Source organism: Luteimonas sp. GW821-FHT14E02, assembly GCF_058803905.1.
Window position 1 is genome coordinate 287297 of record NZ_JBXAPK010000002.1, and the last position, 12187, is coordinate 299483.

Here is a 12187-nt window from a genome sequence, read left to right on the forward strand (position 1 = left end):
CGCTCCAGTTCGTGTCGGAGACCACGGCTTGTCGAATACCTCTACAGGGGGCGCGCTTCCTATGGCGCATTCATCTGCCCGATCCGGCATCGCCGCGATCGGCCGCCTGACAGCGCTCGGCCTGGTGCTGGCCGCGCTCGCCGCCACGCTGTTCCATTGGTTCCTGTTCCGGCGCGACAACGCGGCGCCGGTGGTGGACGTCAGCGGGTATGCCATCGGCGCGCCGGCCGATGTCGCCTATGCGATCGATGGGTGCTGGGTGACGCCGCGCAAGATCGCGGTGCGTGGCTGGATCGCGCGCAAGGGCGCGGCCATGGGCCGGCGCAGCGTGCGCGTGGTGGCCATCGATGCGGCAAGCGGGGAAGCACGCGCGCTGCGCACGGTGTTGCAGACACGTTCGGACATCGAAGACATGCTCGCGCATCGTTTGGGCGGAACGGACCATTACGTCCAGCCTGGGTTCGCCGCTTCGCTCAATCTCGCGGCCGCGGATCAGTCCCTGCGCGGACGCACACTCCACGTGGCCTATGACGACGGGCGCGTGAAAGCGCTCATTCCGCTCGAATGCCGGATCGGGGGCGCGCCATGATGCCGATCTGGAAATCCCGGCGCCTGTTCTTCTTGTTCACCGTCGCCGCGATCGTGGCCTTGCAGGTGGTCGCGTTCGGCAATCGCTGGGTGAACGACGACAGCTTCTTCGGCCGGGTGCTCGATCAGCAGGGCCTCCTTGATTTCATGGCGTTCCGCTACGAGCACTGGTCCGGCAGGATCCTCGTCGAGGCCGCGCTCGTGTATCTGACACGGCACCTGTGGCTGTGGAAGCTGTGCAACGCGGCTTTCCTGCTGCTGCTGTGTTACGCGGGCGGCCGCCTCGCCACCGCGCGCGAGGAGATGTCCTCGTCGGTCGCCACCGCGCTGATGTTCTGCCTCTTCATGCTGGTGTCGCACGAAGTGCTGCTCTATTCCGCTTGGTGGGTGACCGGATCGGTCAACTATCTGTGGACGGTGGCGCTGGCGGCCTATGCGCTGATCGGGCTGGTCGAACAGAAACCGCACGCGCCGATCGAGCGCATCGGATTCGCCATCGCCGCGATCCTGTCCGTGCAGAACGAGCAGGTGGCGCTGGTGATGGTGCTCGCCAGCGCGTTGTTGCTGTTGCGCAAAGGAACATTGCGGCAAGCGGGTGTTTGGGATTTCGTGCAGGTGATCGTCACGATCGCGAGCGCGGCGCTGGTGTTCGCGGCGCCGGGATCGGAGGCCCGCTATCGTGTGGAAACGTCGGTGCGATTCCCCAACTTCGGCGATCTCGGTATTCCCGACAAGATCAGCATGGGATTGGGCCTGGTGATGGACGGGTTGACCGATCCGCACAACCTGCTGATGGTCGCGGCCTGCCTGCTTGCCCTGGCGCTGGTGATGAAGCGGCCGATCGGCCGGATCGCGCAGGCGGTCATGGCGATCGCGATCGCGTTCCTGCTGCTGGGCCATCTGCGGCTGCTGCCGCCGTTCGGGCATGCGCTGGCCGCGTTCTACGTGCTGCCGGAGCCGCTGGCGCTGCAGGCGAGTTCGAGCCGCGCCTATGCGCTGTCGGCGTGGAGCCTGTTCTGTCTGGCGGCCGCCTTGATCGCCTGCATCGTCGCGGCGGGGCGGACAGGCCGCGACGCGATGTTCTCCCTGGTCGCGCTGACGCTTGGCATGGCGGCCGTGGCGATGCTCGGTTTCGCGCCGACGGTGTATGCCTCCGGTGACCGCGTCCAGTTCGTCGGGCAGATGGCGCTGATGCTGGTCGTGGCGAAGATGATCCTGGCCTTGCGCACCGCCTACGGGCAGCGCGCGTATGAGGCTGCGGTGTTCGTCGTCGCGCTCGCGGCCGGCGTGCGCGTGGTCCGCCTGCTGATCGGCTAGGCCGGCGTCAGTCCGGGAGATCCGTCAGCCAGGCCGGCCCCGGCAGATCGCGCACGCCGCGACGCAGCGTCTCGTTCCACTCGGTGCGAACGGTGTGCAGGTAGGGATCGTCTTCTTCCAGCCGCTGCTTGAGGTTCGCGTTGAAGCTGTCGCGGCGATACAGGAGCAGGTCGAGCGGCGGCCCGACCGACAGGTTCGAGCGCATGGTGGAATCGAACGACACCAGCACGCACTTGCAGGCTTCGGTCATCGAAGTGCGCGGGGAGATGACGCGGTCGAGGATGGGCTTGCCGAACTTGCTCTCGCCGGTCTGGAAGTAGGGCGTTTCCGGCGAGCTTTCGATGAAGTTGCCTTCGGAATACACCAGGAACAGCCGTGGCGCCTCGCCCTTGATCTGGCCGCCGACGATGAAGGAACCGCTCGGGTCGACGCCGCTGTCGCGCAGGTAGGCGGCATCGCGTGCCCGGATTTCGCGCAGCGCATCGCCGACGTGCTGCGCCACCTCGAACATCGAGCGCGCGTTGCCGATGCCCGGCCGTTCCGGGTCGTGGTTGGCGCGATGCTCGAGCAGGTTCACCGCGTTCTGCGTCAGCGACAGGTTGCCCGAGGACAGGGTCACGATCACGCGCTCGCCCTCGCTGACGTAGACGCGCATCTTGCCGTTGCGGCGAACGTCGTCGACGCCGGCGTTGGTGCGCGAATCGGAAGCGAGGATCAGGCCCTGCTCCAGGTTGAGGCCGATGCAATACGTCATGGGTGCGCCGAGGGCTCGATGGGGGAATCGCGGTAATTTTGCCTCGCGCAGCGCCGGTACGGGAAGCGCGCTGCGGTGAGGGCCGTCATTGCGACTGGGAGTGCGATTGTGCTTGCGGCACGGCTTGCGGCAGTGATTGTTCCGCCGCCAGCATGAAGTGCCGATGGATTTCATCGCCGAGCCGCGTCAGCCGCGCCATCGCATCCTGCAGCCAGGTTTCCAGGCCGGAGGCGATGATCTCGTCGATGCGCGCGTAGCGCGTGAACGCCGACAGCGCGCCAGCCTGGCGCACGACTTCCAGGCCGTCGCCGCCGGCCAGCGTGCGCAACACGCCGTGCAGCGTGTTGGTGCAGGTCTGCAGCGAACGCGGGTTGCCGTCCCGCAGCAGCATCAGTTCGGTGACGCCGGCCGGGCTGACCGATTCGCGGTAGATCCGGCGATAGGTCTCGAACGCCGACAGCGATTGGAGCAGCGCACTCCACTGGAAGTACTGCACGGCATCGCGCGCTTCGCCGGATTCGGGGAGGTCGCTGTCGCTGCCGGTGATGTCGAGCAGGCGGATCGCCCAGTCGGCGCGTTCGATGAAGGCGCCCAGCTGCAGGAAGTGATAACCCTCGCCGCGCCCGAGCGTGCCGATGGTGACGCCGCGGAACGCCGCCGAACGTCCCTTCACCCATTCCAGGATGCTGTTGACGCCGTCGCGCCGCATGCGTGCCGCGTTGAGGCTGCGCATCTCCAGCCACGAGGTGTTGAGGTCCTCGTACATCTCCGAGGTGATGGCCACGCGCTGCGCGCGCGCGTTCTCGCGCGCGTCGCGGAAGCAGCTGTAGATCGAGGAGGAATTGTCGGGCGAGAGCAGCAGGTGGCGCAGCACGCCGTCGGCGTCGATGATGCCGTAGCGCTGCACGAAGTCGTCGGCGATGCCGAGCGCGTCGAGCGCGCGGCGCCATGGCGCGGCCTCGGCCTTGCCGCGGTCCAGGCGCTCGGGGAGCATCGCGATGCGCAAGGTCACGTCGATCAGGCGCGCGGTGTTCTCCGCGCGTTCCATGTGGCGTGAGACCCAGTACAGATCGTTGGCGGTCCGACAGAGCATCAGCCCTCCAATACCCAAGTGTCTTTGGTGCCGCCGCCTTGCGACGAGTTCACCACCAGCGAACCCTCGCGCAGCGCCACGCGTGTGAGGCCGCCGGGCATCACGTGGATGCGGCGGCCGCTCAGGATGTACGGGCGCAGGTCGATGTGGCGCGGCGCAAGGCCGCTCTCGACGAAGGTGGGACAGGTCGACAGCGACAGCGTCGGCTGCGCGATGTAGTTGTCGGGCGTGGCGAGGATGCGGCGTCGGAATTCCTCGATCTCCGCCTTGCTCGCCGCCGGCCCAACCAGCATGCCGTAGCCGCCGGCGCCGTGGACTTCCTTCACCACCAGTTCGTCGAGATGTTCGAGCGTGTAGCGCAGGTCGTCCGGATTGCGTAGCTGATAGGTCGGGACGTTGTGCAGGATGGGTTCTTCGCTGAGGTAGAAGCGGATCATCTCCGGCACGTAGGGATAGACCGACTTGTCGTCGCCGACGCCGGTGCCGGGCGCGTTCGCCAGTGTCACGCGGCCGGCGCGATAGGCGTTGAACAGGCCGGGCACGCCAAGCAGCGATTCGCGCCGGAACACGGTCGGATCGAGGAAGTCGTCGTTGATGCGCCGATAGATCACGTGCACGCGCTGCGCGCCGCGCGTGGTGCGCATGTAGACGGTGTCGTCGCGCACGAACAGATCGGCGCCCTCGACCAGCTCCACGCCCATCTGCTGTGCCAGGAAGGCGTGTTCGAAATAGGCGGAGTTGGCCGAGCCGGGCGTGAGGATCGCCACGGTGGGATTGTCGATGCCGGGCGGCGCGGCCTGGCGCAGGATTTCCTGCAACGCGTCCGGATAGCGTTCGACGGGCGCGATCTGCTGGCGCGCGAACAGTTCCGGAATCAGCCGCGTCATCATGCGGCGGTTTTCCAGCATGTAGGACACGCCGGAAGGCACTCGCAGGTTGTCCTCCAGCACGTAGTACTCGCCGTCGCCCGCGCGTACCAGATCGATGCCGGAAATATGCGAATAGACGCCGCCCGGCACTTGCAGGCCGCGCATTTCGTGGCGATAGGCTTCGTTGTCCAGCACCAGCGATTGCGGCACCTTGCCATCGCGCAGGATGCGCTGTTCGCCGTAGACATCGCCGAGGAACAGGTTCAGCGCATGCACGCGCTGGCGCAGGCCGGCTTCGAGCATCCTCCACTCGCTGGCGGGCACGATGCGTGGCACCAGGTCGAAGGGGATCAGCCGTTCGTTGCCGGATTCCTCGCCGTAGACGGAGAAGGTGATGCCGACGCGGTGGAAGGAAATTTCGGCTTCGCGCCGTTTGTGTTCGACCGCGGGAGCGGGCGTCTGTTGCAGCCAGTCGTCGAAGGCATGGTAGTGCGGACGGACGTCGCCGTCGGCAGCGTGCATTTCGTCGTAACCGGTCCGCATGCAGTGGCCTTGCGTTCAGCGGGGCCATTCCCGGTTCCACTGATACCACGTGCGGCGGGGCTTGCCTAGATGTTGCGTTGCATCAAGCCGGGGCATCAAGGCCGCGTGATCGTCCGCCGGGCGTTAATTGGCTGATCACGAGAAAGGGGAGAAGATGGTCCCGCGAACATCGGCCCGAACCACGGTGGAGGCGCATTCCCATGTCCAGACGAATCCTTGTGGGTTACGACGGTTCCGACTCGGCCAAGCGGGCGTTCCGGCTTGCGGTCGATCTGGCACGCGCGTTCGGCGGACGCGTGCGCGTGCTGATGGTGCTGCAGCCGGCGGTGAGCGGGATCGAGGGCATGGCGGTGCTGGTCGCCGACAACGGTCCGGAACATGCCGAGGAACTGCTTCGGGAATTGGTCGATTCGTCTCCGGACGCGGCCGCGCTCGTCGAGACAGCCGTGCTCAACGGCAGTCCCGGCGATGTGCTGCTGAGCGAGGTCGAGCAGCACGGCATCGACCATATCGTCATCGGTCACAGCGAACGCGGCGCGCTGGCACGCTGGCTGGTCGGCTCGGTGTCCACCGATGTGCTGGCGCGTTCGCACGTGCCGGTGACGGTCGTGCGCTGATCGCAGGGATGCGGCGGCGAGGAACCGTTCCGCGTTCATGCGGCCTTGATGATCGCTTTGCGTGACGGGACGGGTTTGTCGGATCATGCCGGCATGATCCGATTGCATCGCCGTTTCTTGAACTCTCCCCCGAAATCGATTCGAGCAAACATTCCGGGCCAGTTGCCGTCGGATGCTTCGCCGTGACGTATCGGAGCGCGCGCCGATGCATTTCGTCCGCCTTGCTGCTGGCGATGGCATGCCTGTCGCTGACCCTCGGCGGCTGCGCGATGGTGAAGGTGAAGTCGCTCGGCGCCGAGGACTACATCGCGGCCAAGCGGGGCGACGTCCTCAGCAGCGGCGAACTGAGCGCCGCCAGCCTGGAAGCGCTGCAGGTGCTGGGCATCGAAGCCAAGACCTGCACGGCGGACGTGCCGGCATGCGCCAGGACGCTGTCCACGAGCGAAGGGCTGGACGAGGAGCGCAAGCTGTCCACGTCCGCCGAACTCTGGACGCAGGCCGCGATCCGCCTCACGCCGAAAGGGGAGGGTGCGCAGAGCGATGCCGCGGTAGGCGCATGGCTCGAAGCCGCGCGCTATGCCTACGCCTATCTGTTCTTCAGTCCTCGCGCGCCGGGGGCGCGTGCGTTCGAGGATCGCCAGACCCAGGTCCGCGACTACTACAACTACGCGGTGCAGCAGGTGGTGGGCAGCCTGTTCGCGCGCTGGCGCGCGCAGATCGCCGGCAATGGCGGGGTGCGCCGCGACACGGAGATGGACGTCGCCGGCTGGCGCGTGAACGCGGAGGCCACCGAACTGCGGATGCCGGGTGGTGTTCCGTATCCGGATGCGATCGCGCCGGCATCATCGTTGCGTTTCGAAGGCGTGCGCAGCGTGTATCGCCGCGATGGCTTCGGTGCTGAGCTGGTGGCCGAAGTGTCGCCTGCGGCGGTGGGCGATCCGGCCGCGTATCCGGAGGCGCTTCCGGGCACGCCGCTGGCCGGCGAAAGCCGCGACGACAAGGCGCCGGCCTTCAGCGAGATGCCGTTCATGCCGGTGACGCTGCTGCTGCGCTTCGACGGGCAGACGCTGGCGGAAGTGCTGGCGACGCGGCGCGTGCTGATCTCGCCTTACGATCCGTATCGGCAAGCGGAAGTGACGATACAGGGACAGCGGCTGCCGCTGGCGGCCAACTTCACCGCAGGCTACGGGTTGTGGCTGGCGCGCTCGGGTTTCGCCAAGCAGTCGCTGCGTTCGATGCTCGGCCGCGAGCGCGGCATCGTGCGGCCGCATCTGTACCTGATGCAGCCCTACGATCCGGAGCGCAGGATCGTGCTGATGCTGCACGGACTGGCGAGCAGCCCCGAGGCCTGGGTGAACGTCGCCAACGAGATCATGGGCGACGAGCAGTTGCGCCGGCATTACCAGATCTGGCAGGTCTACTACCCGACCAACATGCCGATCGCCTGGAACCGCGCGGAAATCGCCAGGCTGGTCGAACAGGCGCTCAAGCATTTCGATCCCGCTGGGCAGGCACCGGCTTCGCAGCACATGGTGCTGATCGGGCACAGCATGGGCGGCGTGCTGGCGCGATTGCTGGTGTCTTCCTCGGGCGACGAGCTGTGGGGCGCCGTGATGGCCGGCCGCGATCTGTCCGGCGACCGTGGAGAGCGCATCCGCCGGCGGTTGCAGCCGTTGCTGAAGTTCGAACCGCTGCCGCAGGTCGATCGCGCCGTCTTCATCGCCGCGCCGCATCGCGGCACATCAATGGCCGATGGCGGGCTGGGGCGTTTCGTGGGCAAGCTCATCCGATTGCCCGCCACGCTGCTGACCCGCTTCGCCGACGTGCTGAGCGATCTTGCCGGAGGCAACGGGAAAGAAGAGGGGAGAAAGCACAAGCGCACGATCCCCAACAGCATCGACAACCTGCGCGACACCGATCCCTTCGTGCGCGCCGCCGCCGATCTGCCGATCTCGCCACGCGTGCGCTACAACTCGATCATCGCCCAGCGCGATCCCAAGCTGCCGTTGGTCGATTCCGATGACGGCCTGGTGCCTTATCGCAGCGCACACCTGGCAGACGCCGAATCGGAACTGGTGATCACCTCGTGGCACAGCGTGCAGGAGACGCCACAGGCGATCCTGGAGATTCGCCGCATCCTGCACAAGCAGATCGGCACGGAGTGAATGGCGCAGCGCCGATGAGCACGCAGTTCTGAAAAACGAAACGGGCCGCGAAGCGGCCCGTTTCATGCGGATCATGATGATCCGATCACGTTGATCTGACGCACCGATTACTTCAGGCCGGCGGCCTTGCGCAGTTCCTCGGCTTTGTCGGTCTGCTCCCACGAGAACGCGGTGGCGGTGTGCTTCTTGCCGGCCGAGTCGGTGTAGGTGATCTGCTTCGGCTTGCGGCCGAAGTGACCGTAGGCGGCGGTGTCCTGATACATCGGATGGATCAGGTCGAGCATCTTGATGATGCCGTACGGACGCAGGTCGAAGTGCTTGCGGATCAGCTTCTCGATCTTGTCGTCGCCGATCTTGCCGGTGCCGAAGGTGGTCACCGAGATCGAAGTCGGCTCGGCCACGCCGATGGCGTAGCTGACCTGCACTTCACAGCGGTCGGCCAGGCCGGCCGCGACCACGTTCTTGGCGACATAGCGCGCAGCGTAGGCGGCCGAACGGTCGACCTTCGACGGGTCCTTGCCGGAGAACGCGCCGCCACCGTGACGGGCCCAGCCGCCGTAGGTGTCGACGATGATCTTGCGGCCGGTCAGGCCGCAGTCGCCCACCGGGCCGCCGATGACGAACTTGCCGGTCGGGTTGATGTGGAACTTGGTGCCCTTGTGCAGCCACTTGGCCGGCAGCACGGGCTTGAGGATTTCCTCGCGCACGGCTTCGATCAGATCCTTCTGCTTCACGTCCGGATCGTGCTGGGTGGAGAGCACCACGGCGTCGATGGCCGAGGCCTTGCCGTCTTCATAGCGCAGGGTGACCTGCGACTTGGCGTCGGGACGCAGCCACGGCAGCGGCGACTTCTTCGCCTTGCGCACCTTGGCCTGCTGTTCGACCAGGCGGTGCGAGAGGTGGATCGCCGCCGGCATGTAGCTGTCGGTCTCGTTGGTGGCGTAGCCGAACATCAGGCCCTGGTCGCCCGCGCCCTGTTCTTCCGGCTTCTTGCGGTCGACGCCCTGGTTGATGTCGGGCGACTGCTTGCCGATCAGGTTGAGCACGCCGCAGGTGGCGCCGTCGAAGCCGACGTCGGAGCTGTCGTAGCCGATGTCGAGGATGACCTTGCGGGTCAGCGCTTCGAGGTCGATCCAGGCCGAGGTGGTGATCTCGCCGGCGACGATCGCCACGCCCGTCTTCACCATCGTCTCGCAGGCCACGCGCGCGCGCTTGTCCTGGGCCAGGATGGCATCGAGCACCGCATCGGAAATCTGGTCGGCGACCTTGTCCGGATGGCCTTCCGAAACCGATTCGGAGGTGAAGAGGTAGCTGGACATCGGCTTAATATCCTTGTATTCGGATGAAAAGATGGCCGCGCATGATACACGGGCGGGATGACGCGCGCATCATGACGGAAACGATGTTTTCCGGGAATTAAGCAGCGGGAAAGTGAAGAGGCGTCGTCGGGGCGCCTGACGGGCCGGATGTGCGGGGCTGTGACTGGGTTTTCCGGTCGCCGACGCGGATCGGGAGGTGTCGGACGGCGTGGCCGTTCACACTGGCAATGCACCGGCCCGCTTTGTAATCTTGCCGCAGCAATTCAGCAATATCGATGTCGCAGGGCGGGCGCAGGCTGCCGGCCAACCAGGCCCGCTCTAAAACAAGCCCGTCCCTGCCAGGCCGTCCCCACGCCGCCATGCTGTCACTCGAAGAACGCCTGCAACAACGCTTTCCGCAATGGTTCAGCGGTCGCCGTGCGGCGCTGACGCGTCCGCTGCTGCGCACGCTCGGGCGCTGGTCGCGGTTCGAGACGATCGAGCACTTCCTGGCCGAGAGCGGCCACCTGCGCGACTTCGCCTTCGTGGACGCCGCGCTGGATCACGTGCAGGCGCGCTACACCGTGGATTCGGGCGAAGGCCATATCCCCGAACGCGGCAGGCTGCTGATCGTCGCCAATCATCCTTCCGGCGCGACCGATGCCCTGGCGCTGCTGCAGCACGTCGGCACCGTGCGCCGCGACGTGCGCATCATCGCCAACGATCTGCTGATGATGCTGGAACCCTTGTCCGGGCTGCTGCTGCCGGTGCGCATTCTCGACGGCCGCGCCGGGGCGGAGAGCCTGCGCGCGGTCGAGCAGGCGTTGCGGCAGGAGCAGTGCGTGATCGTGTTCCCGGCCGGCGAAGTCTCGCGCCTGGGATTGCGCGGCGTGCGCGACGGTCGCTGGCAGCGCGGCTTCGTGCGCTTCGCCCGCAAGACCGGTGCGCCAGTGCTGCCGGTGCGCATCAAGGCGCGCAATTCGGCGTTGTTCTACGGCGCTTCGGCCCTGTTCAAGCCGGCCGGCACCGCGCTGCTGGCGCGCGAAATGTACGCACGCCGCAACCGCCCGCTGAGCCTGCGCATCGGCCAGCCGCTGAAGATCGAACCCGACGCCGATCCGGTGACGGCGCTGCGCACCGTACGCAAGGCGCTGTACGCGCTCGGCAAGCAGGGCATGACGCAGACGCCGGGGCCGGAGCCGCTGGCGCCACCGGAGCCGGTCGAGCTGCTGCGCGCCGAAATCGCCGCTACCGAGCTGCTCGGCGAAACCCAGGACGGCAAGCAGATCCGTCTGGCGCGGCTGCGCACCGATTCGCCGCTGCTGCGCGAGATCGGCCGCGCGCGCGAGTTCACCTTCCGCAAGGTGGGCGAGGGCACCGGCCGCAGCCGCGACATCGACGCCTACGATCCTCACTACGAACAGATCGTGCTGTGGGACGCGGACGCCGAACGTATTGCCGGCGGCTACCGCGTGATGCGCGGCTCGCGCGCGCTGGCCGATCGCGGCTTGTCCGGCCTCTACACCGCCTCGCTGTTCCGCTACTCGGACGATCTGATCCCGCACATCGCCGAAGGCATGGAACTCGGCCGCAGCTATGTGACCCCGGAATACTGGGGCAGCCGCAGCCTGGACTACCTGTGGTACGGCCTCGGCGCGTATCTGATGCGCTATCCGGGCGTGCGTTACCTGTTCGGGCCGGTTTCGATCAGCGCCGCGCTGCCGCTGCCGGCGCGCGAGCAGCTCGTTGCCTACTACCAGCGCTACTACGGCTGCCAGGAACCGCTCGTGGCCTCGCTGAAGCCGTTCCAGTACTTCGCCGCGCCGCCGTCGTTCGGCGAGATGGATGCCGATACCGCGTTCAGTGTGCTGAAGGGCAATCTGTCCGCGCTGGGCGCGTCGGTGCCGATGCTCTACAAGCAGTACACCGACCTGTGCGAGCCGGGTGGCGCGCGCTTCCTCGCCTTTGGCGTCGATCCGGATTTCAGCGATTCGATCGATGGCCTGATCGAAGTGGACATGCACAAGCTGCGCCCGAACAAGCGAAAACGCTATCTCAAGCAAGCCGGGGCCGACGCATGAGCCCCGCGACCGCACAACGCCGACGTGCGGTCTTCGTATCCGATGTCCATCTCGGCTCCAAGCATTGCCATGCGGAGGAGCTGGCGGCGTTCCTGTCGACGCTGGATTGCGCGCGGCTGTACCTGGTCGGCGACATCGTCGACCTGTGGTGGCTGGCGCAGCGCCGCGCGCGCTGGGGGCAGGCGCACAACCACGTGGTCGAGGCGCTGCATGCGCTGCGCCGCAAGGGTACCGAGCTGATCTACATCCCCGGCAACCACGATCGCCCGGTGCGCCGCTTCTGCGGTCTCGCGCTGCCGGCGATGCAGGTGCGCCGGCGCACCATCCACGTCACCGCCGACGGGCGCCGCCTGCTGGTGGTGCATGGCGACGATTACGATTCGGTCACCCATTTCGGCGGGTTGCAGGAGAAGTTTGGCGACTGGCTGTACTACCGCATCCTCACCGGCAATCAGGTGCTCAACCGGATTCGCCGCAGCGTCGGTCTGCGTTACTGGTCGCTGTCGGAATTCCTCAAGCGCCAGAGCGGCGCGGCGGAACGCTACATCGAACGCTTCGTGCAGGCCGGACTCGACGATGCACAACGGCGCGGGCTCGATGGCATCGTCTGCGGCCACATCCATCGCGCCGGTCTCGTGCAGCGGGATCGGCTGATCTACGCCAACGACGGCGACTGGGTCGAAAGCCTGACCGCGCTGGCCGAGGAGGCCGACGGCACGCTGCGGCTGCTCTCGCATCGCGGCGACATCCTGGCGGAGATTCCGCCGCGCCTGCGCTTGGTGCAGGAAGACGGGCTGGCGCGCGCGGCCTAAAGAACGCCCGCCTCCGCTCCCTGGAGTTTCGCGTCGAAACCCTTAGCATC

General features: G+C 66.7%; 10 protein-coding genes. 6 read left to right on the forward strand and 4 right to left on the reverse strand.

All coding sequences use genetic code 11. The annotated features are described in order from the left end of the window. The first annotated feature begins 61 nt into the window (after positions 1–61). Positions 62–589 carry a hypothetical protein gene (locus tag AC1RNP_RS04295; RefSeq protein ID WP_493050012.1) on the forward strand — a complete coding sequence of 176 codons (528 nt, stop codon included), beginning with the start codon at positions 62–64 and terminating at the stop codon, positions 587–589. Continuing rightward, positions 586–1905 (forward strand): DUF6056 family protein, encoded by a 1320-nt coding sequence (locus AC1RNP_RS04300; RefSeq protein WP_493050013.1) that lies wholly within the window; start codon positions 586–588, stop codon positions 1903–1905. Before AC1RNP_RS04295 ends, AC1RNP_RS04300 begins: the two co-directional genes overlap by 4 nt. A 7-nt stretch (positions 1906–1912) precedes the next feature. Here AC1RNP_RS04300 and AC1RNP_RS04305 read toward each other — a convergent pair whose 3' ends face one another. From AC1RNP_RS04305 to AC1RNP_RS04315, 3 genes are all read right to left on the reverse strand, one after another. Next, a complete protein-coding gene (locus tag AC1RNP_RS04305; RefSeq protein ID WP_493050014.1) occupies positions 1913–2659 on the reverse strand; it encodes a proteasome-type protease in 747 nt (248 codons plus the stop codon). A gap of 85 nt (positions 2660–2744) precedes the next feature. Then, positions 2745–3752 (reverse strand): alpha-E domain-containing protein, encoded by a 1008-nt coding sequence (locus AC1RNP_RS04310; protein ID WP_493050015.1) that lies wholly within the window; start codon positions 3750–3752, stop codon positions 2745–2747. After that, on the reverse strand, positions 3752–5164 hold the full coding sequence (locus AC1RNP_RS04315) for a circularly permuted type 2 ATP-grasp protein (protein WP_493050016.1): 1413 nt from the start codon (positions 5162–5164) through the stop codon (positions 3752–3754). Before AC1RNP_RS04315 ends, AC1RNP_RS04310 begins: the two co-directional genes overlap by 1 nt. A gap of 200 nt (positions 5165–5364) precedes the next feature. Here AC1RNP_RS04315 and AC1RNP_RS04320 point away from each other — a divergent pair, with 200 nt between their 5' ends. Together AC1RNP_RS04320 and AC1RNP_RS04325 are read left to right on the forward strand one after the other, a co-directional pair. Beyond that, positions 5365–5781 (forward strand): universal stress protein, encoded by a 417-nt coding sequence (locus AC1RNP_RS04320; RefSeq protein ID WP_493050017.1) that lies wholly within the window; start codon positions 5365–5367, stop codon positions 5779–5781. A 233-nt stretch (positions 5782–6014) separates the two neighbouring features. Beyond that, on the forward strand, positions 6015–7946 hold the full coding sequence (locus AC1RNP_RS04325) for an esterase/lipase family protein (RefSeq protein WP_493050285.1): 1932 nt from the start codon (positions 6015–6017) through the stop codon (positions 7944–7946). A gap of 107 nt (positions 7947–8053) precedes the next feature. On the opposite strand, the gene metK is transcribed toward AC1RNP_RS04325, so the two are convergent. After that, a complete protein-coding gene (metK, locus tag AC1RNP_RS04330) occupies positions 8054–9265 on the reverse strand; it encodes a methionine adenosyltransferase (protein WP_493050018.1) in 1212 nt (403 codons plus the stop codon). Between the two features lie 359 nt (positions 9266–9624). On the opposite strand from metK, the gene olsF reads away from it, so the two are divergent. Together olsF and AC1RNP_RS04340 are read left to right on the forward strand one after the other, a co-directional pair. Continuing rightward, entirely contained in the window at positions 9625–11325 is a 1701-nt protein-coding gene (gene olsF / locus AC1RNP_RS04335; RefSeq protein WP_493050019.1) for a bifunctional ornithine lipid synthase OlsF, read from the forward strand. Further along, the gene (locus AC1RNP_RS04340) at positions 11322–12137 is read left to right on the forward strand and encodes a UDP-2,3-diacylglucosamine diphosphatase (protein ID WP_493050020.1); all 816 of its coding nucleotides are present in this window, start codon (positions 11322–11324) and stop codon (positions 12135–12137) included. Before olsF ends, AC1RNP_RS04340 begins: the two co-directional genes overlap by 4 nt. Positions 12138–12187 lie beyond the last annotated feature (50 nt).